A 25,273-nucleotide genomic window follows, 5' to 3' on the forward strand; every position below is an offset into this window, starting at 1 on the left:
ATTCAGCGCCTGCGCACTTTGTCCCAGACATCGCACAGGCGGCGATAGCGAGCGGCCATGTCCGTTACGGCATCCCGGTCGCTGATGGCGCCGCTCAGCCATTTGCGGGCGGCATCGCCGAAGATGGTGCGCCCCACTGCGAAACCTTTCACGAGATCAAAGCCTGCCGCAACCTTGAGGCTTTGTTCAAGCTCTTCCGCTGGCGCGTCGAGACCCAGAACCACTATACCACGCGTATGCGGGTCGTTGCGGGTGATGGCCTCGCAGGCATTGGCCCAGGCGGCCCTGGTTTTCATAGGTTCCAGTTTCCACCAGTCGGGACAAACGCCGATCTGGTAGAAACGCTCGATCACTTTCGCCGTGGTCGTGTCATCGACAGGTCCGGCCTTGGAAGGGATCACTTCCAGAAGAAACTCCAGCCGGTTGCGGCGGGCAGCAGCGAAGAGCCGTGCCACGGTTTCTTCCTGCTGGCGCTTCATGTCGTCCGTATCTTGCGGATTATAGAAGCAGAGCAGTTTTACCACATGCTCGACCGGCCATTCGACAAGCGAGCCGCAATCGGGGCCCAGTTCCGGCTCAAGTTTCAGCGGGCGCGAGCCCGGCCATTCGGTGGGGCGTCCGATCCACAAGCCGCTGCCCGCAGCTTTGTAAAGTGCATCGCGTCCCAGCCGCCCGTCGCATAATATACCATACCCGCTTTGGCTGTCCGCAACCTTCAAGGCAGCATCCAGGCACAACTGTTTGAAGTCGCTTATCTTCTCGATACTCGCGCCGGCCTCTGCCGCCATTTCCTCAAGCTGGATGCGATGGTCGAAGGCGAATACGCGCATATGCGGCCAGTCGCCATTGCGGTTGGTGGACCAGTGTACCTGTTCCAGCGCCGCATCCTTGCGCAAAGCCTTGTTGCGAATGCCGGTTTCGAAAAAATACTGCAGTTCTTCCCAGCTTGGATAAGCGGGCGTACAGCCATGGCGCGAAACGGCGAACGCGCCGCAGGCGTTGGCGAATTTCAGGCTGGTGGGCCAGTCTTCGCCCTTGAGCCAGCCGCGCAGCAGGCCGGACATGAAGCCGTCGCCCGCGCCAAGCACATTGAAAACCTCGATGGGAAAGCCCTGTCCGCTTTGTCCCTTGTCGAGGTTGTCTGGAATACCGCCTTCAAAAACCACGGCACCCATCGGCCCGCGCTTGCAGACGAGGGCCGCCTTCGAGACTTTGCGCACGGCTTTCAACGCTTCCAGCGTGTCGGTCGAGCCGCCCGCGATGTGGAATTCTTCTTCCGTGCCGACGATGAGATCGAAAAGATGCAGAGTGGATTGCAGCTTGGCGGTGACGGCGGCGGATTCGATGAAGCGGTTCTCCCCGTCGCCATGGCCGGACAGGCCCCATAGATTGGGCCGGTAGTCGATGTCGAGTGCGGTGCGGCTTCCGTTTTCTCGCGCGAGCCGCAAGGCTTTCAGGACGGCGGCTTCCGTACGTGGATGCGACAGATGTGTCCCGGTGGCGAGGACGCAGCCGGCTTCAGCGATGAAGGCAGGATCGATGTCGTCTTCGCAAAGCGCCATGTCAGCGCAGTTCTCGCGATAGAATATCAGCGGAAAATGTTCCTGATCGCGAATGCCCAGGATAACGAGCGCTGTCAGCCTTTCGGGGTCGGTTACGATTCCGCGCGTATCCACTCCTTCCCGATCCAGTTCACGCAGCAGAAAACGCCCCATATGCTCATCGCCGACACGGGTAATGAGTGCGGATTTGAGGCCGAGACGTGCCGTACCCGTGGCAATATTGGTGGGCGAACCGCCGACATATTTATTGAAGGAGGCCATGTCTTCCAGAAGGCCGCCAATCTGCGCGCCGTAGAGATCCACCGAAGACCGGCCAATCGTGATCAAGTCCAGCCGCTTCACTCTTATCCTCCCTCGGCGTTTCCGCTTTTCGTTATAGCCGCAGTATCTATGCGTGCGATTCTCCATGCATAGCAGTTATTCCATTTGAGATTAAAATAGATTTATTATTCTATTTCAACTGAAAAATGGAATGCCCGCTGCCAGCTAGCGGGATTGCCGCGCGGTTCCGACAGCGACGGCAAGCGTGATGGCGAGACATAGCGTTGCAGACAGGGAACGGAAGGCACCGAAATCCACTTCCGAGACCAGCAGGGTCTGGCGGGAGAGCTTGCTCAGCGGACTGACGATCGTATCGGTGATACCCACGACATCGATTCCGCGCGCAGCGGCGGCTTCGGTCATGGCGACGGTTTCGGACGAATAGGGGGAAAAGGTGATTGCCAGCAGCACGTCGCCCTTGCGTAAGGCATGCAGATTTTCGAGTTTGCCGACCGCACTGTGCAGCATGGCGGGGACCTGCATTTTTTCCAGTGCATAGGCGAGATAGCTTGCGACGGGAAAGGCGCGGCGTATGCCAACGATATGGATTGTTTCGGCACCAGCCAATAGTTCGACCGCCTTTTCCAGTGCTTCCGGTTCAATGGTCTTCAGCAGACCTTCGAGCGAGGTGCGGCCCGCTTCGGCAAATTCAGCCAGAAGGGCAGGCGCGCTGCCCGCCGCCGTCTCGCGCAGATGCTCAAGCCTTGTGGAATAATCCGGCCAGCCGCCTGCATAGGATTCACGAAAAAGCTTCTGCATTTCCGAAAAGCCGGAAAAGCCGAGAATCTGGCAGAAACGCATGAAGGCAGAGCTTTGAACGCCCGCGCCTTCCGCCATTTCAGCCACGGTGGATACGGCGATGCGATCCTGATTGGCGGCAACGAAATCGGCACATTGCTTCAGGCGCTTGGGCAGACGGTCAGAGACTTCCAGCAGCCTTGCTTCGAACTCCTTGATGCTGGAAGGTGTAGGGAATTGTGCGGGGGCGGAATCCATTGCTGTCCTTTCAAAACCGTCTCTTGACAATCTTTATGTCACATTCTAGCAAAATAGAATAAATATTCCATAGCGCATCGAGATTTCTCCCAAATATGTGGGGAACGGATGGCGCGGAATAGCAAAGACAGTCTCGCTGGCCAACTGCGAGGGGCCATTTTCTGGGAGGATGAAGGCAATGGTGACACGTCTGGCGCTGCTCGGTGCGGGTCGTATCGGTAAGGTTCATGCGGGCGCGATCGCATCCGACCGTCGTGCCAGACTGGTCGCGGTCGCCGATGCCAATCAGGATGCGGCGAAGGCAATCGCCGATGCATCGGGCGCCGAAGTGCGCACGATTGAAGATATCGAAAAAGCCAATGATGTGGACGCGGTGCTGATCTGTACGCCCACCAACACCCATGCGGATCTTATCGAGCGTTTTGCCCGCGCCGGCAAGGCGGTTTTTTGCGAAAAGCCGATTGATCTCGATATTGCCCGTGTCCGTGTCTGCCTGAAGGTGATCGAGGATACGGGTGCCAGCGTGATGCTCGGCTTCAACCGTCGTTTCGATCCGCATTTTGCCGCCGTGCGCAAGGCGATCGATGACGGGCGCATCGGTAATGTGGAAATGGTCACGATCACCAGCCGTGATCCCGGCGCGCCGCCTGCCGATTATATCAAGGTTTCGGGCGGCATCTTCCGCGACATGACCATTCATGATTTCGACATGGCGCGGTTCCTGCTGGGCGAGGAAATCGAAAGCGTTTCGGCGTCAGCCTCCGTGCTGGTCGATCCAAAAATCGGCGAGCTGGGCGACTTTGACAGCGCAAGCGTCATCCTGACGACCCCGTCAGGCCGCCAATGCGTTATTTCCAATTCGCGCCGCGCATCCTACGGTTACGATCAGCGCATAGAGGTGCATGGTTCGCTGGGCGCGGTTTCCGCCGAAAACCAGCGGCCCGTCTCCATCGAAGTCGCTTCAAAAGATGGGTACAACCGTCCGCCATTGCATGATTTTTTCATGACGCGCTATACGGCGGCATATGCGGCTGAAATCGGCTCGTTCATAGATGCTCTCGACGGCGGCAAGGCTCCATCGCCTTCTGCCCGAGACGGCTTGCAGGCACTTGCACTCGCGGAAGCGGCTCTGCGCTCGGTCAAGGAAGGCCGCACCGTTAAAGTTGCGGAAGTTCTTGCGTAAGGAGCCAATTTCATTTGCCTTTTGCCGCGATCGGCTGCGATATGCGGAACATGGCCTATGAGTTAGACAATCTGCCGCTGCAAGACCTTTTCATGCCTGTGAGCAGCGCGACAGCGGCGCTGGCGAGGCTCGACGAGCGGCTGGCGCGTTCGCCCATTCGCGACGGGATGTTGCAGCGCATGCATATGCATGATGCTGTCGCATCCATGTGGCTCGAGGGTGAACTGGTGCATATGGAAGATCTCGTTCTGCACGATGCACTTATGGACAGCCGCATGCCGAGCCATGCGCTGACCATTGCCCATGCGGTTTTGCGCATGCGCAGGCAGATCAGCGGTCGCTCCGCCAGTTGGGCGTTGAGCCCAACGGGCATGCAGCAGTTGCTGGGACGCAATCTGGATGTAGCGCCTGCAAGGGAGATCGATCGCTCCGATTCTGAAGACGATGGCGATGATCCGCTGCTCGACGATATCGATGCACTGCTGGCGCGCACCGACGCGCTTCTGGAAGGCGTGGTCACGGAAGCGCGCAAGCCGGATATGGCTGGCCGCGACGCGTTGCTTTATGATGACGACTGGGACGAAGATGCACGGTTGCAGGAATGGCGGGATTGTTTTGCGGCAACCGCGCATCTGCCGCCGCTCTTGCGAGCGACGATCATGCACGATGCATGGTTTTCGCTGGAGGTGGTGCAGCGTTCCTCATGGATCGGCAGACTTCTGACCGCAGCTTTCCTGCGGCAGTCGGGTATTGCGGCAAACCACCTTCCGGCGATCAGCCTCGGTCTGCGGTCGAAGCGGCCCGATGAGCGACGGTCGCCCAACCGGTTGATCCGTTTGAAGACTTTCTTGTCTGCCATTGAGGAGGCAGCGGAAGTCAGTATGAAAGAGCATGATCGGCTGATGCTTGCGCGTGAGCAGATGCAGCGCAAGCTGAAGGGCAGGCGCTCCAATTCACGCCTGCCACAATTAATGGAGCTGATCCTGCGCAGTCCACTGGTTTCAAGCCAGATCGTCGAGAAAGAATTGCAGGTCACGCAGCAGGGAGCGCTCAAGCTGATTGCAGAGCTTAATCTGCGCGAGATCACCGGTCGCGGGCGGTTTCGTGCTTGGGGCGTGCTCTAAATTTTCCTCATGCAATTGTCGCGCAGGTGGTTTGCAAAGAGCTGAAATTCTGCGCGCCGCGCGGCATTGGGGCGCCAGACGAGCACGAGTGACCGGTAATTGTGCTGGCCCTCATAAGGGACGATACTGAGTTCAGTCCCGCGTGTCACACCTGCCTTGACTGCAATCTCGGGCAGAAGCGTTACGCCCATACCGAATTCGACCAGCTGCACCAGCGTCATGATGCTGGTGGCGTGCACGTCACCGCTCATCTGCGTGGGTTTCGAGCCGATGGCAGTCATCACATGTTCGCGCAGGCAATGCCCGGTTTCGAGCAAGAGGAAAGGCTGGTCCTGAAGGTCGCTCGCATCCACCCGGTCGCGGTTGGCCAGCGCGTGGTCCCGCCGCACCGCCAGAAAAAACGGATCGCGGCCAATTTCCGCCACCTCGAATTCGTCAAGATCATAAGGGTGGGCGACAAGGGCCGCATCCAGAGAACCCGAACGCAGGCTGTCCAGCAGTGGCCGTGTAAGGCCCTCGCGCACGGTCAACTGAAGCTCGGGGAAGGTCCCGGCGGTCGCAGGCAGAATTTTCGGCAGCAGAAATGGCGCAATGGACGGGATGATACCCATGCGCAGTCGTGTGGTCAGTGGACGTTCTGCCTGACGGGCATGTTCCGGCAGCTCTTCAATCAGGGCGACGATGTCGCGGGCGCGGGCGAGAAAATCCTCACCAGCGGGAAGCAATTGCATGCGTCGCCCCGTGCGATCGATAAGCGTAACGCCGAGCTCGGCTTCAAGCGCCTGAATGGCTGCACTCAATGTGGATTGCGTTACGCCAACCGTGTCCGCTGCCCGCGAAAATGAGCCAGCATGAACAAGCGCGAGAAAATAATGGAGTTGACGCACACTGATATTGAGCATGGAATCGAGTATCTGCCTTATCGCTAAAAACGATGATAATGATCGCTTTAATCGCTTTGACCGATGGAGGCAAGATGGCTATAACCGACTCGCAAGCGGGAAATTCTGAAGCTTCTGAATTTTCTGCATAACATTTGAATTTTACAGGTAGGTTTTAAAATGCTCGGTATCGGCGACAAGCTTCCTTCTTTCAAGGTAACCGGTGTAAAGCCCGGCTTCAATTTCCACGAAGAAAACGGCGTTTCGGCATTTGAAGAATTGACCGAACAGAGCTTCGAAGGCAAGTGGAAGGTCATCTTCTTCTACCCGAAGGATTTCACCTTCGTCTGCCCGACGGAAATCGCTGAATTTGCCCGTCTGGCTTCGGATTTCGAAGATCGTGATGCGGTTGTTCTCGGCGGCTCGACCGACAACGAATTCGTAAAGCTCGCATGGCGTCGCGACCACAGCGACCTCGACAAGCTGCCGATCTGGTCCTTCGCTGACACCAACGGTTCGCTGGTTGACGGTCTGGGTGTTCGCTCGCCGGATGGCGTTGCGTATCGCTACACCTTCGTTGTCGATCCTGACAACACCATTCAGCACGTCTATGCGACCAACCTCAATGTTGGCCGCGCGCCGAAGGACACGCTGCGCGTGCTCGACGCTTTGCAGACCGATGAGCTGTGCCCATGCAACCGCGAAGTCGGTGGCGAGACGCTCAAGGCTGCCTGATCGGCCCGACGGTTTTACGGAAAGGCGGGTTAAAGCCCGCCTTTCTTTTGTCCTGCAACAAGAAAAGAGGGTTCCATGTCGATTGATGACCTGAAGTCAAGAATTCCGGATTTCGCCAAGGATGTCCGTCTTAATCTGTCTTCCATGGCGAGCGATGAAACGCTGACATCGCAGCAGAAATACGGCCTGTTCGTAGCCTGCGCCATTGCTTCGCGCAATGCCGATGTGCGCAAGGCGTTTGTCGCTGAAGCAGCCTCCAAGGTCGATGCATCCGTCATTCAGGCGGCCAAGTCGGCAGCGTCGATCATGGGTATGAACAATATCTATTATCGTTTCGTACATTTGGCCACCAACAAGGATTACCGCACCATGCCGGCCAAGCTGCGCATGAACGTGATCGGCAATCCGGGGGTCGACAAGCTTGACTTCGAACTCTGGTCGCTGGCTGTTTCGGCCATCAATGGCTGCGGCATGTGCATCGATGCGCATGAAGATGTGTTGCGCAAGGCAGGCGTTACGACGGAAACGATTCAGGCGGCTGTGCGTTTCGCATCGATCATCCAGTCGGTTGCCATTGCACTTGAAGCGGCTGACGTCGAATAAACACGCTTTTCTCAGGCATGATGAAAAGCCCGCGCGGATCGCTCCGCGCGGGCTTTTTTGATCGCTGCTATCTCGGATCAATCCTTGTGCTTGAAGGTGATGAAGCCAAAGCCGATCAACGATATGACCGCGGCAAACACCATATAGTAGCCGACATAGTTGAATCCATAATTGGTCGCGAGCCAGGTGGCGATATAAGGCGCAAGCGATGCACCGAGAATGCCTGCCAGGTTGAAGGCGAGCGACGCCCCCGTATAGCGCACCGCCGTCGGGAAAGGCTCGGCCAGAACAGCGCCGATCGGACCGTAAGTCATACCCATCAGTGCAAAACCGATGATGAGGAAGGTGAGGACGCCCGGTGTGCCGGCCGCGAAAAGCGGAGCCATGGCGAAACCATAAGCACCGATCAGCAGGGAAACGACGACCATGGTGAAGCGCATTCCGCAACGATCCGACATGAGCGCAGCAATGGGAATGAACAGGCCGAAAAAGACTACGCCAACCATCTGGAGAACCAGGAATTCCTCCCGGCTATAACCGAGCGCACGTGTGCCCCAGCCGAGTGAAAACACTGTCATCAGATAGAACAGCACAAAGGTTGCCATGGCACCAATGGTGCCCAGGAAAAGGCTCATCTTGTACTTTTTGAACAGCACTGCGGCTGGAACCGACACACGTTCGGCTTTGTCTATGGCCTTCTGGAACTCCGGCGTTTCAGCAATACGCAAGCGGATGAAAAGGCCGACGGCTACGAGAATGGCGCTGGCAATGAACGGAATACGCCATCCGAAGGCGAAGAACTGTTCGTCGGTCAGCGTTTCAGCCAGAAGCAGGAAAACACCCGTTGCGAGGATGAAGCCGACAGGTGCGCCGAGCTGCGGAAACATGCCGTACCAGGTGCGTTTGCCTTCCGGTGCGTTTTCGGTCGCGAGCAGAACGGCACCGCCCCATTCGCCCCCGAGCCCGAGGCCCTGGCCGAGACGGCAAAGCGCCAGCAGAAGCGGCGCGACAACGCCGATCGATTCATAGGTCGGCAGGAAACCGATGGCGACCGTCGAAAGCCCCATTGTCATGAGTGCGGCAACCAGCGTTGCCTTGCGGCCGATCTTGTCGCCGAAGTGACCGAAAATCGCAGCACCGATCGGGCGTGCGAAAAAGGCGATGGCAAAGGTTGCGAAGGATTGCAGCAGCGCGGAATTGCCGTCGCTTGCCGGGAAAAAAAGATGCGGGAATACGATCACCGCAGCCGTTGCATAAATATAGAAATCGAAGAATTCGATGGTCGTGCCGATCATGCTTGCGGTCAAGACACGACGCACGGAATTTGCCTGTGGGGCAACCGCTTGAGCGACAGTCATTGTTTCATATCCATTTTGGCGGGCCGTCGGAGTTTGGGAGGAGGCCCGAGATCAGGCTTCTTTAAAGCCACGGAATACAAAATCGCAAGTGGAAAAGGGCTTTTGCGTAATTTTGTGAGTTCGAATGCGTTGGTTTCGAAAGAAAAGCGAAGATTCGCGGTTTTCGGAGAGAACTGCGTTCCGGGCCTTTCAATTGCCGCAAGCCCTGTCTAAATGTGTTTGTGCGCATGTTGCCGGTTGGGCGGCATGCCAGCTTTTGGAAACGGCAATGCATTTGAGAAAGCGCAGGATCAGCTTGAGCGTCCGGGGGCATTCGGCTCTCCGGTTGCCTTCGCATATGCTGGTCGCGGTATTCTCATTCCTGTTTCTGGTATCCTCCCAGCTTTGCTATGCGATGGCGCATGACATGCCCGCCATGCCGGGTGATGTCGTGCAGGCGACGGTTGGCTGTCATAGTGGAACCCGGCAGGCCGGTGGCATGATGGCGCAGCCGCATCATGCGGACCGGTCTGCGCCCATCGATCACGGGGCAAAGTCGCCAGCCGCATGCGTCATGATGACGTGCGGCTGTCTTGTGCAAATGAGCGCCGATCTGAGTGCCTCCACATCCATTCAGGATTTTGGCTTGCCGCCACTCGTTGCTGCCCTGGACGGCAGCGCGCCGCATGGCGTGCTCAGACCACCAATACTTATTCAGGCTTGATCACGAAAAACGCCGCCGGTTTCGCCGGCGGCAAGGATGATTATTGTCTGGAGATTTATCATGACCGGAATTACACGCCGCCGCCTGCTGACGCTCGGAGCAGGAGCGGCTTTCATGACAGCCATTCGGCCGTTTGACGCTTTTGCGCAAGATGCCCACCAGCACATGAACCACGGGGCTGCGTCTTCCGCAGCCAAGGCGCAAGCGCTGCCGCTGCCGCCCTTGCTGGAGCCGGATGCATCTGGCTTGGTGCGTCTCAAGGTAGCCAAAGGGCGGCATGCCTTTACGGAAGGCAGCGAAGCGGCTTCCGCCGGTATCAATAGCGCCTATCTCGGCCCCGTCATTCGTCTGAAGAATGGCGAGACGGTCACGCTTGCGGTAGAGAATGACATGGATGAGGAAACGACCCTGCATTGGCATGGGCTTTTCGTGCCGTCCGTGCTCGATGGCGGACCTCATAATGTCATAGCCGCTGGAAAAAGCTGGGAGCCGAAAGTTACGGTTAGCCAGCCGGCGTCGTTCAACTGGTTTCATCCTCATTTGCATGGCGACACGGCGCGACAGGCGCATATGGGTATTGCCGGGCTGATGATCGTCAGCGACGGCCAGGATCGTGAGCGCGGACTGCCGGAAAATTATGGTGTTGACGATATTCCGCTGGTGCTTCAGGACCGCCGCATAATTGAGGGCGATAATGTTTATCAGCCTGATATCATGGATCTCATGCATGGGTTTCGCGGCGACAGGCTGATCGTCAATGGCGTTATCGCGCCGGAAGCCCGCGTGCCTGCCGCTATCGTGCGCCTGCGTATTCTCAATGGCGCCAATGCCCGCAATTTCCATGTCCGGTTCAGCGATGACCGGCCTTTGCATGTCATTGCATCCGATGGCGGGTATATCGGCAGGCTCGAGCCTGTCGGACGGCTGGTTCTTAGCCCCGGGGAGCGCTACGAAGTGCTGGTTGATTTTTCGCAAGGCACAGAGCCGGTCGATCTTCTGACCTATGGTGACGATTCCGGCGGCGACGACATGCATCTTATGCGCTTCGCCATCGACAAGGCGTTGAAGGGCGGCGCTGACAAGCTTCCGGCCAAGCTGGATGGCCCGGATGCGCCGGATGAAAAGCTTTCGGTTCGCAGGCGTTCGTTCTTCTTCGATGAACGCATGGCCGAGAACATGAAGCTCATGATGCAGAAGCCTGCTAATGACCCGCATGCCGGACATGATATGGGCAATATGGACATGAGCGCCATGCAGGGCAGGGCGATGGACCACGATATGCACGGCGGCAGAAGCGCTGCGGATGCCGGGCCTGCGCTCAATGCGCTGACGTCCGGCGTTCAGATGGCGATTGCGGCCAAGCCCTTCGACATGGACCGCATCGATGTCGAGGCAAAGCTTGGCTCATGGGAAATCTGGGAATTATCGACCAGAGAGATGCCGCATCCGTTCCATATCCATGGTGCTTCGTTCCGCATTTTGTCACTGAACGGCAAGGCGCCGCCTGCCCATCAGACGGGCTGGAAGGATACGGCGCTTATCGACGGGAAGGCCGAGCTGCTCGTGCATTTCGACCGCGAGGCAGCGCGCAGCCATCCCTTCATGTTCCATTGCCATGTGCTGGAGCATGAAGATGTGGGTATGATGGCGCAGTTTGTGACCGTCTGAGTTTGCACGAGATTGCGCGGCGAGCGGATGCCCGCCGCGCTAACCCCAGTTTTCGATACGGATTTTCGAGCCATCCGAAAAACGCGAAATGTGGAATGGCGATGGATCGACCACCGGCGTCTCGCCGCTGACCATATCGGCTACCAGTCGTCCCGCGCCGGGGCCAATACCGAAGCCGTGGCCGGAAAAGCCGGTGGCGACGATAAGACCCTCGACGCTCGGTATAGGTGAAATCACCGGAATGACATCCGGCATCGTGTCGATAAGCCCTGCCCATTCCTGTGCGATTGTGGCGGATGCAAAGGAGGGAAGTGCCTTTTTGAGTGCACTGAATACCCGAGCATTGGTCGTCCGGTGAGGTTCCGGATCAAGCGTACGGATCTTCTCGAAAATCGAGACCTGATCGACGGGCCGAAGTTTCCATTCGAGTGCTTCTTCAAAAAAGCGCGAGCCGAAGCGAAAACGCAACGAACGCCATTCGGTTGAAAGCGATGGGATAAACTCACGGAGAAAGCGGAAACTGTCGGGAACGATATCAGCGATGGAATCGCCAAGGCTTGCCACCGTATATCCGCCATCCAGCCGCTTGCGCAACGCGAAATCCGGGAATGCCATAGCCGGTTCGACATTTCCTTCAATGGGTGCTGTACGGAAAACCGACGAGCGCACCTTGAGCTGCGGCAGGCGGGCATCTAAGGCTGAAACTATAAGGCGTGACCATGCTCCTCCAGCGACCACGACGGCTTCGCATGGAACGCGGCCTCTTTCCGTCAAAACCGCTGTTACGCGGCCATTCGTCGTTTCAATACCGCGTACTGCACAGTTCTGCATGATAACGGCACCGTCCTCCTGCGCTTTGGCGGCAAGGGCCGGAACCGCCTTCTGCGGTTCCGCGCGGCCATCAAGCGGTGTCATCATGCCGCCCGCGACGGTTCGGGTCAGCCCGGGAGCAAGGGACGCAATTTGCCGGGAGCCAAGAAGTTCGGTCTGGATGCCATGTTCGCGAGCGATCTTGATCCATTCGCCATAACGCTCGACTTCCTTCTCTTTTTCCGCTGCATAAACAATGCCGGTGATGCGGAAGCCTGTTTCGCGTCCGGTACGCTTATTCATGCCTTCCCACAGGCGCATACTTTCGACAATCAGCGGCATTTCGCGGCTGTCGCGACCGGTACGGCGGCACCAGCCCCAATTGCGGCTCGACTGTTCGCCCGCGATCTCGCCCTTCTCGAAAAGAGCCACCGGGATCCCGCGTTCGGCCAGAAAAAGCGCGGTGGAAACGCCGATCACACCGCCGCCGATGATGGCGATCTTCGTTTCCTGCGGCAAAAGCCCGGCAGTTGCCACCTTGTCGGTGATCGGCCCCATCGTCATTCTCCTGCACTGCAATATCTTCGTTGGCCAAACATGGCGCGATTTTTATGCGCAATCAATCGGATAAAAGCGAGAACTGACGTGGTATGAGCTGCCTGTTTCCATATTCCTGATTGTATTGGTCTTGTTTTTGCTGGCATTCTGGACCAAGTGTCTTTATAGGCCAATCAGTAAAATTTAGTCGTGGTTCCCGTTATGGATGCATGCAGCCTGCAAGAAAAAAATCTTCTGGATAGCTCCTGCCCAGCACTGGTGCTTTCAGGCATCAGCCGCCAGTTCGGCAGCGTGCGCGCGCTCGATAATATCTCAATTGAGATCCAGCCCGGAGAGATCGTCTGCCTCGTGGGGCATTCGGGTTGCGGCAAGACTTCGCTGCTGCGCATTATTGCAGGCATCGATGCGCCCGATAGCGGTTCCCTCGCTATGTATGGCAAGACGCTGGTTGCGCCATCGGTTTTCGTAGAGCCGGAAAAACGCAATATTGGCGTGGTTTTTCAGGATTATGCACTGTTTCCGCACCTCACGGTTAGGGAAAATGTACTTTTCGGTTTGCGCAAGATGCGCAAGGAGGTGGCGCAGGCAAGGGTGGATGAACTGCTTGATCTTGTCGGCCTTGTCCCAATGGCGGATCGCTATCCCCACATGCTCTCCGGCGGCGAGCAACAGCGCGTCGCCTTGATAAGAGCGCTTGCTCCAAAACCTGATCTGCTGCTCATGGATGAGCCGTTTTCCAATCTTGATCGCGGCCTGCGCGCAAAGGTGCGGGGGGAAACCATGGCATTGCTCCGGGGCTTGGGAACGCCGGTCATTATCGTGACCCATGAGGCGGAAGAAGCGCTTTCCATCGGTGATCGCGTGGTCCTGATGCGCTCGGGTCAGGTTGTGCAAAATGGTACAGCACGCGATCTGCACGACCGTCCCGAAAGCCGTTATGCGGCAGATTTCTTTTGTGATTTCAATGTCATTCCCGGTGAAATTCGCGGCGCATCTCTGGAAACTGTTCTGGGCGCGCTACGGGCGCCAAACCATGTCCGCTCCGCTGAGGATGTCCTCGTCTATCTGCGTCCGCGCGATATATCCGTCATGCCTGACGAGAGCGCCACCCGGCATTGCCTGTGCGGGCGTATCGAAAGCCGCACTTATCTGGGAGAAGCTGAAGAACTGGCGCTGCGCGTGGAAAATATGCCTTTCTGCTTGCGGGTGCGGACGGAGCAATATTTTCCGCAGGCGATAAACCGCGTTGCGGTAGAGATCGACTGGAGCAAAGCCTTGATTTTTACTAAATAATGAGTAATGTACTCATGTTTTATGAGGTGCAAGATTGTACAGTGAAGAATCGCTTTTCAATGTCTGCTTGCGCTGCCTGTCGTTTCAAACAAACCTGATTCCGCTGGAGGTACAATGCCCAAGCTCGCGCGTGTCGCACTTGCTCTTATGGCCGCTTCTTTTCTTTCAGGCACAGCCAATGCCAATGAGGTGAATATTTATACGACGCGTGAACCCGGCCTGATCCAACCTTTGCTGGATGCCTACAAGGAAAAAACGGGTACCACCGTCAATACCGTTTTCCTCAAGGATGGGCTAGCTGAACGCGTCGCATCTGAAGACGAAAAATCCCCTGCCGACATTCTGATGGCCGTCGATGTAGGCAATCTCGTCGATCTCGTTGAGAAAGGCGTGACCCAGCCTATCGATTCTCCGGTATTGAAGGATGCCGTGCCAGAACAGCTTCGCGACGCCGATGGTCACTGGTATGCCCTCTCGATGCGTGCACGCGTCGTCTATGCCGCTAAGGATCTTGATCTCAACCAGATCACCTACGAAGATCTGTCCGATCCGAAATGGAAGGGCAAGATCTGCATTCGCGCAGGCCAGCATCCCTATAATACCGCTCTTTTTGCCGATTATATCGCTCATTATGGCGTGGAGAAAACCGAAGAGTGGCTGACTGGCCTCAAGGCCAACCTGGCCCGGAAGGCCGCCGGTGGCGACCGCGACGGAGCCAAGGACATTGTCGGCGGCATTTGTGATATTGCGATTGCAAATTCCTACTATATCGGTCTGATGCGTTCGGGCGATAGCGGAGACGAGCAGAAGAGCTGGGGCGACGGCATCAAGGTCATTCTGCCGACCTTCAAGGATGGCGGAACGCAGGTGAATATCAGCGGTGCAGCCGTTGCCAAGAATGCGCCGAACAAGGCAGAAGCGGTCAAGCTTCTTGAATATCTCGTTTCGGATGAAGCCCAGAAGCTCTATGCCAAGGCCAATTACGAATATCCGGTAAAGCCGGGCGCACCGCTTGATCCGATTGTCGAATCCTTTGGCGAGTTGAAGATTGATCCCGTTCCATTGTCGGAAATCGTCCGCCATCGCAAACAGGCGAGCGAACTGGTCGACAAGGTCGGTTTCGACAACTAAACTTGAAATAATACGTCTTATAACGCCGGTGCAAAATCTTTGCGCCGGCGTTGCGATATGAGGGAAGCATGCCCGCAACTCTTCCAGTTTCGTCCAGAACAAAACCGTACCGTATTCGGGCGGGCTTGAACTGGTTATGGCTGTCCGGACTTGTGGCGCTACTTGTCTCTTTGCCGGTGCTTGCTCTCTGTCTTGAAGCGTTGCAAGGCTCATCTGGCCTCTGGAACCATCTTTTTTCTACTATTCTGACCACGGCGTTTATAGATACGATCATTCTGCTTGCAGGCGTCGGAATCATCACGGGACTGGTTGGCACGTCGACCGCATGGCTGGTGACGGCTTACGATTTCCGTGGGCGCGCGGCGCTGGAATGGGCGCTGCTTTTGCCGCTTGCCGTACCCACCTATATCGTCGCCTATGCGTACCTCGATATTCTGCATCCGATTGGTCCGGTGCAAGGCGCGGTTCGCTTTTTGCTAGGCTATGACAGTCCTCGTCAGTTCCGCTTGCCGGACATAAGATCAATGACGGGCTGCATCATATTGCTTGGCTTTGTTCTTTATCCCTATGTCTATATTCCGACACGAGCCATGTTCCTCACCCAGTCAGCCAGCCTGATCGAGGCAGCACGCACGCTTGGCGTTAGCCGCAGGGGTGTTTTCTGGCGCGTGGCATTGCCTCTGGCACGCCCCGCCGTCGCGGTAGGCATCAGTCTTGCCCTGATGGAAACGCTCAATGATATAGGTGCTGCGGAATTTCTCGGTGTACGGACACTAACTGTATCGATTTATACAACATGGATCACGCGATCCGATTTGCCGGGCGCCGCACAACTGGCTCTGGCTCTCCTTCTGCTCGTTGTCGCTCTCATCTCAATCGAGCGCTGGGCACGCCGCAAGCAGCGTTTTTCCTCCAACATTCGCCGGTCGCGCGGTTTTGACCCGCTCAAGGTTCGCGGTCTTAAAGGCATATGGTTGTTTATGCTCTGCACCGTGCCGATTATCATCGGTTTTATAATGCCGGCAGCCTACCTGGTGACTGAAGCGGTCAAGCGCATGCGCTTTGCCGGCATATCGCCGCGCCTTGCCGGCGAAGCATTCAACACAATCGTGCTTTCGTCTGTCGCCACGGCGCTGGTTCTTCTCTGCGGAATTTTGGTTGCCTATGCGGTACGGCTCTTTCCGGGCGCTGCATCCCGCTGGTTCTACCGCATCTCCACCATGGGCTATGCAGCGCCCGGAACAGTGATCGCCATCGGCATCATGGTGGTCGCGGGCGGGTTTGATCGCTTGTTTGGTCAGGCCATGTCCTATCTGTTTGGCTGGTCTACCGGTCTCGTACTGATCGGCTCAGGTGCTGCCCTTGTCTATGCTTATGTGGTGCGTTTTCTGGCTATCTCGGCAGGTGGGATTGATGCCGGGCTCGAGCGTATTCCCCAATCGCTGGATCATGCCTCGCGCACATTGGGCCGGGGGGTCACGGCCACATTCCGTTCGGTGCATTTGCCACTCTCCAGAACCGCGATTATTGCGGCGGGCCTGCTCGTATTCGTGGATTGCGTGAAGGAACTGCCAGCGACGCTTTTGCTGCGCCCACTCAATGTCGAGACATTTGCAACGCATCTTTATGGCGAGGCGGCGCGCGGCACCTATGAAGAGGCGTCAGTTGCGGCCCTTGCAATTGTAATTGTCGGTATTCTGCCTGTCATTCTGCTAGCGCGGGTAGGACGCCGTTTGCATGCAAGACACCCGTCGGCGTAAGAACTATTCAATATCAAATTGTTACAACCACGTTACCGAGCGCGATCCAAGCAAGATGGTCATACGCGCCCACAATGCCCCATAGAGTTGAAAAGCCTAAGCCTATCAAGGGATTTGATGGTTAAGGCAGTGCAGATAAATCAATGATTTCAACACGATATTTCGCGTGATCGCAATAATATGTGACTGTATTATGAAGCTTTTTCCATGCTTCTAACACGTTGCAGCCATAAAGCGAAAGCTCAATAGGCGCAATCGAAACAACGTCGCGAGTTTGGATACCATATGGCCTGAGGGTGATCCTGAGGGCCGGCCTCACAAATCGCGGAATGGTCTGGATGATGGAAACAATGCTGAACACGCAACAATGGCTCCCGGTCGAGTTGCTCAATATTGGCCTGGCGGCGGCGGTTTTCTTTGCCTGCCTGGTGCTTTCCTTATGGAAGGCGGTCTTCGATGAACTAAACCCGGTGTTCTGGCGGCGCACGGCGGCACTTCTTTGGGCCGGTGTTCTGGTCGTCGCCTTGAGCAGCGGTATCGAAACGTTTAATTGGCCGCAAATAGTTGGTTGGCTGATGGTAGGAGGTGGCGTCGCTGCCACCATCATCCGCACGGGCTTGAGCTATTACCGGCAGTATACAGCGCATAATGCCCACTTGCGTCATGTTCCTGCACACCGGACCAAATATTCCGGCCCAAAATTCTCGGGGCGATGACAGCTATGTTTGCAAAGACTATCGATATGCCTTCACGACTTCACCGCCCGCACAGTCTACGCTCGTTCTTCATCCGCGCTTTTGCTGCTGCACGATACCGTAAATATTCGTAGAGCGCGTACCCGAGCGGCAATAAGCCAGAACCGGTCCTTCGGCCTCGGCAAGGGCTGAAGCCATCGCATCTACGTCGTCCTGTGTTAGCTGGCCCCCGACCACTGGAATATAATAGGTCCTGATGCCCGCCTTTTCGGCAACCTTGGTAATTTCCGCAAAATCGGCTTGATCAGCGCCGCCCTCGCCATCGGGGCGGTTGCAAATGATCGTCCCAAATCCTTCCGCCGCAATATCCCGCACATCGTCGGGCGCAATTTGCCCGGTGACGGAGTAATTATCGTCGACCTGACGAATATCCATGTCTTCCTCGCTTGACGCTGACGCGCTTTATTCTATTCACAGGCACCTTACATAAAACAGCTTTTCATGCCACATGAAACTGACCCGATGAATGCTGGAGGCCGTCATGACGGGCAGAGGAAAAGTATGGTGATGCAAAAAACCAGCCGGGTTGCGCCGCATCTGGTACACCGCGGGGCCGGTTTTCAGGATGATCAGCGAAATGTGCCCGAAGAAGTGGCCGTGGCCATGAGTTATAATGGCACCACGCATGCAGTCATGATGGCCACCCCTGCCGATCTGGAAGATTTCGGCGTCGGTTTCAGTCTCACGGAAGGCATTATTACCAATGTTTCCGAAATTGAAGAGCTTAATATCGAGGCTTATGAAAAAGGTATCGACGTGCAGATCCGGCTTGCGGAGCAGCCCAATGAGAGGTTGGCGGCGCGACGCAGGTTCATGGCCGGGCCGGTGGGGTGTGGCTTGTGTGGTATAGATTCGATAGATCAGGCATTGCGCCCCCTTACAGCTTTGGCAATGGATGCTGTCAGCTTCGATGCACGCTCAATTGTTGCGGCTATGGATGCGCTTGGCAAAGCGCAGCAGTTAAACTCGCAGACGCGCGCGGTCCACGGGGCCGGGTTCTATGTATCTGGTGAGGGGCTTTTTGCCGCTCGCGAAGATGTCGGGCGGCACAATGCGCTTGACAAGCTTATCGGAGCGCTCGCGCGCGCCGATATGTCGGCAGAAGACGGCCTGGTTACAATCACCAGCCGCGTATCCGTTGAAATGGTGCAAAAGGCGGTGATTCTGGGGGTGCCGGTATTGGCGGCTATTTCCGCCCCGACCGCGCTCGCCATCCGCACGGCGGAAGAAGCAAATCTGACGCTTGTGGCGCTCGTGCGCGGTGATGAGTTCAATATTTATACGCATCCTGAGCGGATCATGGAAAACGACCGGGCTTCCTGAAAGCAAGCCCGGCTCGTCTGCTTACACCGTCGCTGCGATACGGCTGCGCTCACTGACGATTTGCAGCGCCGCATGGGCCGCTTCCACGCCCTTGACCTTGAAATGAGCGAAAAAGAAGTCGTGATGCTCCTTGCAGTCGTGGAAATGATGCGGGGTCAGCACGACGCTTAGTACCGGAATTTCGGTTTCAAGCTGGACCTGCATCATGCCGCTGATGACGGCCGTCGCTACGAAGTCATGGCGATAAATGCCCCCATCGATCACAAAGCCTGCACCGACGATGACCGCATACTGGCCCGTTTTTGCAAGCGTCTTGGCATGTAGTGGAATTTCATAAGCGCCGGGCACGTCGAAAACCTCGACTTCCACATTGCTGCCTGTCTGCACGTCAAGTTCGGCAATAAAGCTCTTGCGCGCTTCATCGACAATATCCGCATGCCAGCGAGCCTGAATAAATGCAATTTTGAAGGATGTCTTGTTCGGATAGCTCTGGTTCATAGATTCCTCACGAAACTAGAATCAGGGCGCACAAAAGAACGTCAGGCAGTGCTTGATACGCAGCCATATGTTCATTCGCTCTCTTCCATCCGGACTTTAACCGTCGGCCCCGGTATCTCACCGGATCTGCTGACCCTGAAATAAAGAGGCGAATCGACCTCTCTGTTCAGGCGCTCGCGGGCTCGAAGATCACTCTTCATACCGCCGGTGGGGAGTTTCACCCCGCCCCGAGAACAAGCCCGCACACCATTGTGCAAGCTCGTGGAAATTAGGTATTCCCGCGTCATTTGTCCAGTTAAAATAAAGGGATGAAAGCAATCATAACAGGGCGTAATGGAGGTGGCATGCACAATCGAAGCAGCATCAGGCCTTGCCATTTTAAATACAGTATATGCTTTAATATAATGATTTTAAAAGATAATATTTGATTGTTAGTGAGTGTTTTCTGCTGGCCGCGCAAATATCTTCATCTTTCTCGTGCAACCCATATTGACACCTATCCCATATTTAGGCCTATCCTAAGGACACGCCTTGCCTTTGAGGTAGTTTTCACTCTCAAAAGACAACGCTGTCAATTCGGGGTAGAGTTAAGGCGGGATGGAGGTTTTGGACTAAGATCGCTTGGGTGGATTTTCAGGAAAGCGAACAGGATTGCCGCAGGAGCAGAAGCTTTAGCAAGCGAGTGCGGCGAGGAATATAGTGGATTTGGGCGGCGACGCCGTTGCTCCGGTCCGGGCGTGAAAGCGCAGATGAATTTTTTTGGGCAGGCCGGAATTTGCGGCGACCAGCCGCTATCAAGGCACCCAATCATATTTAGTTTTGTTTGGTTCTATGGGAGGTAGACATGCATAAGTTTTTCAAAATGGCGGCAATGGGTACTGCTGCCTGTGCCATGCTTGCCGTAATGGCGCCTGTTGCGAACGCGCAGGAAAACCAGAATGTCGAGGTTCTGCATTGGTGGACTTCCGGCGGCGAGGCTGCGGCACTCGATGTCCTGAAGAAAGACCTCGAATCAAAAGGCATCAGCTGGACCGACATGCCGGTTGCAGGCGGCGGCGGTACGGAAGCCATGACAGTGCTTCGCGCCCGCGTCACTGCTGGCAATGCGCCAACCGCCGTGCAGATGCTCGGTTTCGATATTCGCGATTGGGCGGAGCAGGGTGTGCTCGGCAATCTCGATGAAGTGGCCAACAAGGAAGGCTGGGACAAGGTAATTCCTGGTCCCTTGCAAGAGTTTGCCAAATATGATGGCCACTGGATCGCTGCTCCTGTGAATATTCATACCACCAACTGGATGTGGATCAACAAGGCAGCGCTTGACAAGGCGGGCGGCAAAGAGCCCACCAACTGGGACGAGCTGATCGCCATGCTCGATAATTTCAAAGAGCAGGGCATCACGCCGATCGCGCATGGCGGCCAGCCCTGGCAGGATGCAACGATTTTTGATGCAGTCGTCCTTTCCTTCGGCACGGATTTCTACAAGAAGGCCTTTATCGATCTCGATCCGGAAACTCTGGGTAGCGACACGATGAAGGAGGCTTTTGATCGCATGACCAAGCTGCGCTCCTATGTTGATGACAATTTCTCCGGTCGGGACTGGAATCTGGCGTCGGCCATGGTCATCGAAGACAAGGCTGGCGTTCAGTTCATGGGCGACTGGGCGAAGGGCGAATTCCTGAAGGCTGGCGAGAAGCCGGGCGAGGATTTCGTCTGCATGCGCTATCCCGGCACCCAGGGCGCTGTGACCTTCAACTCGGACGTGTTTGCGATGTTCAAGGTTTCCGAGGACAAGCTTCCCGCACAGCTTGAAATGGCCTCGGCCATTGAAAGCCCGACATTCCAGTCCGCTTTCAACGTAGTCAAGGGATCGGCTCCCGCGCGCACGGACGTGCCGGACACCGATTTCGATGCTTGCGGCAAGAAGGCTATCGCGGACGTCAAGGAAGCGAACGAAAAAGGCACGATGCTCGGCTCCATGGCGCATGGTTATGCCAATCCGGCATCTGTCAAAAATGCGATTTATGACGTCGTGACACGTCAATTCAACGGCCAGCTTTCTTCGGAAGATGCCGTCAAGGAACTGGTTTCCGCTGTCGCAGCTGCACAATAAAGATATTGAGCGTTCGGGATTTCCCGGACGCTCTTCCCTCCATGCATTCAGAATGCGCGGCAGGGAATTGAAAATAAAGGCGAATTATCGCCAACATGTAATATTCATTGCGGTATGCAGCTTGCAACTCATCCATTGGGCAAGCGTCAAAGGCTCATCGGAAACAGGCACCATGTGGCCGAGTCCATTCGGCACGACATGAATACCGCCGAAACAATTGCCAAAATATCCGCCCCGAAAACTCTGGGGGCGCGGAACTGGTGGCGTAAACAGGGTGGCGCAAATTATGCATCGTAACAGCCGACTACAGGAACTGGTGCCCAAGCTGGTTCTGGGGCCGAGTTTTCTGATCGTGCTCGTCTTCGTATATGGGTTTATTATCTATACGGGCGTTCTTTCTCTCACCAATAGTCGCATGTTGCCGTCCTACGGCTTCGTTGGCCTGACGAATTACGAAAAGCTCTGGGCCTTGCCGCATTGGTGGCGCGCGATCACCAATCTTGCCATTTTTGCGTCGCTTTACATCATCGTCTGTTCGGTTATCGGCCTGTTTCTGGCGATCCTGCTTGACCAGAAAATCCGTGGTGAGGGCATATTGCGTCCCATCTATCTCTATCCGATGGCGTTGTCCTTCATCGTTACAGGTACGGCATGGAAGTGGTTTCTTGATCCAGGCATCGGGCTTGAACACACCATGCATGTGTGGGGATGGGAAGGCTTCACTTTCAACTGGATCAAGAGCAACACGATGGCAATCTATTGCCTCGTGATCGCCGCCGTCTGGCAGTCGTCCGGTTTCGTGATGGCCATGTTCCTCGCGGGCCTGCGTGGCGTCGATAACGAGATTATCAAGGCAGCCCAGATTGATGGCGCATCGACCGCGACCATCTATCGCCGCATCGTCATCCCCCTGATGCGCCCGGTTTTCCTGTCGGCCTTCGTGGTGCTCGCGCATCTTGCGATCAAGGCTTACGATCTTGTCATCGCCCTGACCGGCGGCGGGCCGGGACAGGCGACGGAATTGCCTGCGACCTTCATGTATTCCTATACATTCACCCGTAACCAGATGGGCATTGGTGCATCATCGGCCATAATCATGCTGGCGATGATTTTCTCGATCATCGTTCCCTATCTCTATTCCGAACTTCGCGGAGGGCCACGCTCATGAGTGCCCAGACCCAGGAGAACGCCATCAATAGCGGCAAGCTTACCCGTGCCTTGATCTATTCGGCGCTGCTACTGTTTGCATTCTACTACCTGCTGCCGCTCTATGTGATGGCGGTGAATTCGTTCAAGCCGCTTGAAGAGATACGGCAGGGCGGTATGCTCAACCTGCCGCAACAATGGACGATTGCGCCCTGGCTTTCGGCGTGGTCAACCGCGCAGATCGGCGTGCAGCCAACCGGCCTCAAGCCGTTCTTCATCAACTCCATCCTGATGGTCGTTCCGGCTGTTGCGATTTCCACGATCCTCGGCGCGCTGAACGGCTATGTGCTGACCAAGTGGCGCTTTCGCGGTTCTAACATCTTTTTCGGTCTGCTGCTGCTTTCGTGTTTTATTCCCTTCCAGATCGTGCTGATCCCCATGGCGCGCGTGTTGGGCTTTCTGGGAATTGCGGGAACGATCTGGGGTCTGATCCTCGTTCATGTGGTTTACGGTATCGGCTTTACGACTTTGTATTTCCGCAATTATTACGAGGCTTTTCCGACTGAACTGGTGCGGGCGGCCCAGATCGACGGCGCAGGTTTCTTCCAGATATTCTGGCGTATTCTTCTGCCGTCCTCCGGCCCGATCATCGTCGTGTCGGTGATCTGGCAGTTCACCAATATCTGGAATGATTTCCTGTTCGGTGCTTCCTTCTCCGGCGCACATTCGACGCCGATGACGGTCGCACTCAACAATCTCGTTTCCTCCTCCACCGGCGTCAAGGAATATAACGTCCATTTTGCGGGCGCCATTCTGGCCGCCTTGCCAACATTGATCGTCTATATCGTTTCCGGGCGCTACTTTGTGCGCGGTCTGATGTCGGGTGCCGTCAAGGGATAAATTTAAAATGTCATTTCTGAAAATCACCGACCTTTACAAGTCCTACGGCAGCGTTTCGGTTCTCAAGGACATCAATCTTGAAATCGAAGAGGGGGGCTTTCTGGTTCTCGTCGGCCCGTCCGGTTGCGGCAAATCCACGCTTCTCAATACGATTGCCGGGCTGGAGCCGATCACTTCCGGCGATATCGCCATCAAGGGTAAATCGGTCGCCAGCCTGCATCCTTCGCAGCGCGACATCGCAATGGTGTTTCAGTCCTACGCGCTTTATCCCAATATGACGGTGGCCGGGAATATCGCTTTCGGCATGGAAATCCGCAAAGTTCCGAAAGCCGAGCGCGAAAAGGCCATTCATGAAGTGGCCGATATGCTCCAGATCGGGCATCTTCTGGACCGCAAGCCGAGCCAGCTTTCGGGCGGGCAGCGCCAGCGTGTCGCCATGGGACGTGCGTTGGTGCGCAATCCGCAAGTCTTTCTTTTTGATGAGCCGCTTTCAAACCTCGATGCCAAGCTGCGTGTCGATATGCGCACCGAAATCAAGCGTCTGCATAACCGTATGCAGACCACCATCGTCTATGTGACGCACGACCAGATCGAGGCGATGACGCTGGCCACCAAGATCGCGGTTCTCAAAGACGGTATCTTGCAGCAGTTCGGCACGCCTGCCGAAATCTACAACAATCCGGCAAATATATTCGTGGCCGATTTCATGGGTTCGCCCGCGATGAACCTGCTCAATGCTGGCGTTGAGAAAAATGGGTCAGATGTGGCGATCGTCCTCGACCGGGGCGAGAGCGAGCCGCTGAAGCTGCCTTTCAAATCGGCACCGGCGGGACTTTCTGATTATGTGGGCCAGCAGGTTATTTTCGGAATCCGGCCAGAGGCGCTGACTGATCCGGACGGAGCCGACCGCAATGCGAGTTCCGTGGTGGAAGGCGACTGTATGATCGATGTTGTCGAGCCTGCGGGTTCGGATACATTTGCAGTAACTCGCCTTGGCGGAAAGCATGTGGTTGCCCGCCTGAGAGCGGATGCCCGCATCACCGCTGGCCATGCTGCCCGGCTGGCTTTCAACCTGGACAAGTCGGTTTTCTTCGATCCGCAGAGCCAGGGTCGCATCCTTTAAGGGAGCCTTGGCCCGCCCGCTACCGAATTGCAGGCTATTGTTTGGAATAGCAATGGGCCGGGACAATGCTAATCTTTAGCGCATGAAAATCGAACAGAGATGGATGATGCGCTGGGATACTGGACTTGCATTCATGACGATAATTATGGGGGCAACGGGAGTGGCTCAGGCGCAAGATATGAGCCAGTTTGAACGACTCAAACACCATTTGCTGGCAGGGAACCGGACGATATCTCTTTTATATGCCAGCAAATGCGAGCAGGTAGCGGGCGATAAACATAAATCTCCCGATATTATTGGGGGCCATGTCATTGGCTCATTCATGAATGTTAAGGCCCCCAAGGAAACAATCATGTTTTCCGAATCGCATTTCACGGTGCGTCCCGATGATACGCCCACTGTCGAATTCGTCCGTTACGAGGTGACGCCGGATGAGATGGCGACGATAACTGTCAAAATGCTCTCGCCTAAAACATATGACCCGGTTGCGCAAACACAGACCTTCCATTGCAAACTGGGAGATGGTCTGAGGTTTGCATACGATTCTTGGAAATAGCGCTGCGCATAGAGACAGATTGCTGAAAAGAAAAGAGTGCTCCCGCTATGACCGGGAGCGCTCTTTTTCATGCTGCCTGGAGGGCAAAATTAACTGTGTGGATGCCGCAATTAATGCAGGAAGTCCAAGCCAAGAAGACCGATTGCCAGTGCGGTATTCAGCGAAATGATCATCAT

The 25,273-nt window shown here is 56.0% G+C and carries 23 protein-coding genes and 1 riboswitch; of the genes, 16 read left to right on the forward strand and 7 right to left on the reverse strand.

Annotation, left to right across the window (positions count from 1 at the left end):
• Positions 1–2: 2 nt before the first annotated feature.
• A complete protein-coding gene (locus KUG47_RS06635) occupies positions 3–1,904 on the reverse strand; it encodes a bifunctional 5-dehydro-2-deoxygluconokinase/5-dehydro-2-deoxyphosphogluconate aldolase (RefSeq protein ID WP_217677168.1) in 1,902 nt (633 codons plus the stop codon).
• Between the two features lie 144 nt (positions 1,905–2,048).
• Positions 2,049–2,879 (reverse strand): MurR/RpiR family transcriptional regulator, encoded by an 831-nt coding sequence (locus KUG47_RS06640; RefSeq protein ID WP_185918639.1) that lies wholly within the window; start codon positions 2,877–2,879, stop codon positions 2,049–2,051.
• Between the two features lie 178 nt (positions 2,880–3,057).
• Between KUG47_RS06640 and iolG the strand changes: the two genes are divergently transcribed.
• The gene (iolG, locus tag KUG47_RS06645) at positions 3,058–4,062 is read left to right on the forward strand and encodes an inositol 2-dehydrogenase (protein ID WP_217677169.1); all 1,005 of its coding nucleotides are present in this window, start codon (positions 3,058–3,060) and stop codon (positions 4,060–4,062) included.
• A gap of 50 nt (positions 4,063–4,112) precedes the next feature.
• Positions 4,113–5,186, forward strand: a complete 1,074-nt coding sequence (locus tag KUG47_RS06650; RefSeq protein ID WP_217677170.1) for an RHE_PE00001 family protein — start codon at positions 4,113–4,115, stop codon at positions 5,184–5,186.
• Here the strand turns inward: KUG47_RS06650 and KUG47_RS06655 are convergent.
• Positions 5,183–6,088 (reverse strand): hydrogen peroxide-inducible genes activator, encoded by a 906-nt coding sequence (locus KUG47_RS06655; protein ID WP_185918636.1) that lies wholly within the window; start codon positions 6,086–6,088, stop codon positions 5,183–5,185. The genes KUG47_RS06650 and KUG47_RS06655 overlap by 4 nt on opposite strands.
• Before the next feature lie 159 nt (positions 6,089–6,247).
• Between KUG47_RS06655 and KUG47_RS06660 the strand changes: the two genes are divergently transcribed.
• The gene (locus KUG47_RS06660; RefSeq protein ID WP_185918635.1) at positions 6,248–6,802 is read left to right on the forward strand and encodes a peroxiredoxin; all 555 of its coding nucleotides are present in this window, start codon (positions 6,248–6,250) and stop codon (positions 6,800–6,802) included.
• A gap of 75 nt (positions 6,803–6,877) precedes the next feature.
• Positions 6,878–7,405, forward strand: a complete 528-nt coding sequence (gene ahpD, locus KUG47_RS06665) for an alkylhydroperoxidase, AhpD family (protein ID WP_185918634.1) — start codon at positions 6,878–6,880, stop codon at positions 7,403–7,405.
• Between the two features lie 77 nt (positions 7,406–7,482).
• On the opposite strand, the gene KUG47_RS06670 is transcribed toward ahpD, so the two are convergent.
• Entirely contained in the window at positions 7,483–8,763 is a 1,281-nt protein-coding gene (locus KUG47_RS06670) for an MFS transporter (RefSeq protein WP_185918633.1), read from the reverse strand.
• Between the two features lie 268 nt (positions 8,764–9,031).
• Between KUG47_RS06670 and KUG47_RS06675 the strand changes: the two genes are divergently transcribed.
• Both KUG47_RS06675 and cueO read left to right on the forward strand, forming a co-directional pair.
• On the forward strand, positions 9,032–9,466 hold the full coding sequence (locus tag KUG47_RS06675; RefSeq protein WP_217677171.1) for a hypothetical protein: 435 nt from the start codon (positions 9,032–9,034) through the stop codon (positions 9,464–9,466).
• Positions 9,467–9,526: 60 nt separating this feature from the next.
• Complete coding sequence (cueO, locus tag KUG47_RS06680) at positions 9,527–11,134, forward strand: multicopper oxidase CueO (RefSeq protein WP_217677172.1); 1,608 nt, start codon at positions 9,527–9,529, stop codon at positions 11,132–11,134.
• Between the two features lie 39 nt (positions 11,135–11,173).
• On the opposite strand, the gene KUG47_RS06685 is transcribed toward cueO, so the two are convergent.
• Entirely contained in the window at positions 11,174–12,502 is a 1,329-nt protein-coding gene (locus KUG47_RS06685) for an NAD(P)/FAD-dependent oxidoreductase (protein WP_217677173.1), read from the reverse strand.
• A 201-nt stretch (positions 12,503–12,703) separates the two neighbouring features.
• Between KUG47_RS06685 and KUG47_RS06690 the strand changes: the two genes are divergently transcribed.
• The 4 genes from KUG47_RS06690 (at position 12,704) to KUG47_RS06705 (ending at position 17,402) form a co-directional block, all read left to right on the forward strand.
• Positions 12,704–13,795, forward strand: coding sequence for an ABC transporter ATP-binding protein (locus KUG47_RS06690; RefSeq protein ID WP_217677174.1), 1,092 nt, complete (start codon positions 12,704–12,706; stop codon positions 13,793–13,795).
• Between the two features lie 114 nt (positions 13,796–13,909).
• Positions 13,910–14,926 (forward strand): Fe(3+) ABC transporter substrate-binding protein, encoded by a 1,017-nt coding sequence (locus KUG47_RS06695; RefSeq protein WP_217677175.1) that lies wholly within the window; start codon positions 13,910–13,912, stop codon positions 14,924–14,926.
• Between the two features lie 68 nt (positions 14,927–14,994).
• Positions 14,995–16,686: an ABC transporter permease gene (locus tag KUG47_RS06700; RefSeq protein ID WP_217677176.1), complete on the forward strand. Its 1,692-nt coding sequence runs from the start codon at positions 14,995–14,997 to the stop codon at positions 16,684–16,686.
• A 302-nt stretch (positions 16,687–16,988) separates the two neighbouring features.
• Positions 16,989–17,402 (forward strand): hypothetical protein, encoded by a 414-nt coding sequence (locus tag KUG47_RS06705; protein WP_422718065.1) that lies wholly within the window; start codon positions 16,989–16,991, stop codon positions 17,400–17,402.
• Positions 17,403–17,471: 69 nt separating this feature from the next.
• Here the strand turns inward: KUG47_RS06705 and KUG47_RS06710 are convergent, their stop codons facing one another.
• Positions 17,472–17,816 (reverse strand): protein tyrosine phosphatase family protein, encoded by a 345-nt coding sequence (locus tag KUG47_RS06710; RefSeq protein ID WP_217677177.1) that lies wholly within the window; start codon positions 17,814–17,816, stop codon positions 17,472–17,474.
• A gap of 126 nt (positions 17,817–17,942) precedes the next feature.
• Here KUG47_RS06710 and fdhD point away from each other — a divergent pair, with 126 nt between their 5' ends.
• Positions 17,943–18,764 carry a formate dehydrogenase accessory sulfurtransferase FdhD gene (fdhD, locus tag KUG47_RS06715; protein WP_217677178.1) on the forward strand — a complete coding sequence of 274 codons (822 nt, stop codon included), beginning with the start codon at positions 17,943–17,945 and terminating at the stop codon, positions 18,762–18,764.
• Positions 18,765–18,785: 21 nt separating this feature from the next.
• On the opposite strand, the gene KUG47_RS06720 is transcribed toward fdhD, so the two are convergent.
• Positions 18,786–19,262, reverse strand: a complete 477-nt coding sequence (locus KUG47_RS06720; protein ID WP_217677179.1) for a 6,7-dimethyl-8-ribityllumazine synthase — start codon at positions 19,260–19,262, stop codon at positions 18,786–18,788.
• 73 nt (positions 19,263–19,335) lie between these two features.
• A riboswitch (FMN riboswitch) is annotated at positions 19,336–19,501 on the reverse strand.
• A 605-nt stretch (positions 19,502–20,106) separates the two neighbouring features.
• Here KUG47_RS06720 and KUG47_RS06725 point away from each other — a divergent pair.
• The 5 genes from KUG47_RS06725 to KUG47_RS06745 all read left to right on the forward strand — a co-directional run bounded on the left by KUG47_RS06725 (position 20,107) and on the right by KUG47_RS06745 (position 25,097).
• On the forward strand, positions 20,107–21,372 hold the full coding sequence (locus KUG47_RS06725; protein ID WP_217677180.1) for an ABC transporter substrate-binding protein: 1,266 nt from the start codon (positions 20,107–20,109) through the stop codon (positions 21,370–21,372).
• Positions 21,373–21,658: 286 nt separating this feature from the next.
• Positions 21,659–22,540 (forward strand): carbohydrate ABC transporter permease, encoded by an 882-nt coding sequence (locus KUG47_RS06730; RefSeq protein ID WP_217677181.1) that lies wholly within the window; start codon positions 21,659–21,661, stop codon positions 22,538–22,540.
• A complete protein-coding gene (locus tag KUG47_RS06735) occupies positions 22,537–23,418 on the forward strand; it encodes a carbohydrate ABC transporter permease (protein ID WP_217677182.1) in 882 nt (293 codons plus the stop codon). Before KUG47_RS06730 ends, KUG47_RS06735 begins: the two co-directional genes overlap by 4 nt.
• 7 nt (positions 23,419–23,425) lie before the next feature.
• Complete coding sequence (locus KUG47_RS06740; protein ID WP_217677183.1) at positions 23,426–24,541, forward strand: ABC transporter ATP-binding protein; 1,116 nt, start codon at positions 23,426–23,428, stop codon at positions 24,539–24,541.
• Between the two features lie 82 nt (positions 24,542–24,623).
• The gene (locus KUG47_RS06745) at positions 24,624–25,097 is read left to right on the forward strand and encodes a VirK family protein (RefSeq protein WP_217677184.1); all 474 of its coding nucleotides are present in this window, start codon (positions 24,624–24,626) and stop codon (positions 25,095–25,097) included.
• The last annotated feature ends 176 nt before the right edge of the window (positions 25,098–25,273 follow it).

This window comes from Falsochrobactrum tianjinense, assembly GCF_019100495.1.
In the GTDB taxonomy this organism is placed as follows: Bacteria; Pseudomonadota; Alphaproteobacteria; order Rhizobiales; family Rhizobiaceae; genus Brucella; species Brucella tianjinense.

Coding starts and splice junctions, on each gene's coding strand:
- KUG47_RS06655 (WP_185918636.1), bottom strand. CDS start 6,088: ATGCTCAATATCAGTGTGCGTCAACTCCATTATTTTCTCGCGCTTGTT.
- cueO (WP_217677172.1), top strand. CDS start 9,527: ATGACCGGAATTACACGCCGCCGCCTGCTGACGCTCGGAGCAGGAGCG.
- KUG47_RS06670 (WP_185918633.1), bottom strand. CDS start 8,763: ATGACTGTCGCTCAAGCGGTTGCCCCACAGGCAAATTCCGTGCGTCGT.
- ahpD (WP_185918634.1), top strand. CDS start 6,878: ATGTCGATTGATGACCTGAAGTCAAGAATTCCGGATTTCGCCAAGGAT.
- KUG47_RS06700 (WP_217677176.1), top strand. CDS start 14,995: ATGCCCGCAACTCTTCCAGTTTCGTCCAGAACAAAACCGTACCGTATT.
- KUG47_RS06720 (WP_217677179.1), bottom strand. CDS start 19,262: ATGAACCAGAGCTATCCGAACAAGACATCCTTCAAAATTGCATTTATT.
- KUG47_RS06730 (WP_217677181.1), top strand. CDS start 21,659: ATGCATCGTAACAGCCGACTACAGGAACTGGTGCCCAAGCTGGTTCTG.
- KUG47_RS06735 (WP_217677182.1), top strand. CDS start 22,537: ATGAGTGCCCAGACCCAGGAGAACGCCATCAATAGCGGCAAGCTTACC.
- KUG47_RS06740 (WP_217677183.1), top strand. CDS start 23,426: ATGTCATTTCTGAAAATCACCGACCTTTACAAGTCCTACGGCAGCGTT.
- iolG (WP_217677169.1), top strand. CDS start 3,058: ATGGTGACACGTCTGGCGCTGCTCGGTGCGGGTCGTATCGGTAAGGTT.
- KUG47_RS06685 (WP_217677173.1), bottom strand. CDS start 12,502: ATGGGGCCGATCACCGACAAGGTGGCAACTGCCGGGCTTTTGCCGCAG.
- KUG47_RS06650 (WP_217677170.1), top strand. CDS start 4,113: ATGGCCTATGAGTTAGACAATCTGCCGCTGCAAGACCTTTTCATGCCT.
- KUG47_RS06640 (WP_185918639.1), bottom strand. CDS start 2,879: ATGGATTCCGCCCCCGCACAATTCCCTACACCTTCCAGCATCAAGGAG.
- KUG47_RS06675 (WP_217677171.1), top strand. CDS start 9,032: ATGCATTTGAGAAAGCGCAGGATCAGCTTGAGCGTCCGGGGGCATTCG.
- fdhD (WP_217677178.1), top strand. CDS start 17,943: ATGGTGATGCAAAAAACCAGCCGGGTTGCGCCGCATCTGGTACACCGC.
- KUG47_RS06725 (WP_217677180.1), top strand. CDS start 20,107: ATGCATAAGTTTTTCAAAATGGCGGCAATGGGTACTGCTGCCTGTGCC.
- KUG47_RS06660 (WP_185918635.1), top strand. CDS start 6,248: ATGCTCGGTATCGGCGACAAGCTTCCTTCTTTCAAGGTAACCGGTGTA.
- KUG47_RS06695 (WP_217677175.1), top strand. CDS start 13,910: ATGCCCAAGCTCGCGCGTGTCGCACTTGCTCTTATGGCCGCTTCTTTT.
- KUG47_RS06690 (WP_217677174.1), top strand. CDS start 12,704: ATGGATGCATGCAGCCTGCAAGAAAAAAATCTTCTGGATAGCTCCTGC.
- KUG47_RS06710 (WP_217677177.1), bottom strand. CDS start 17,816: ATGGATATTCGTCAGGTCGACGATAATTACTCCGTCACCGGGCAAATT.
- KUG47_RS06745 (WP_217677184.1), top strand. CDS start 24,624: ATGAAAATCGAACAGAGATGGATGATGCGCTGGGATACTGGACTTGCA.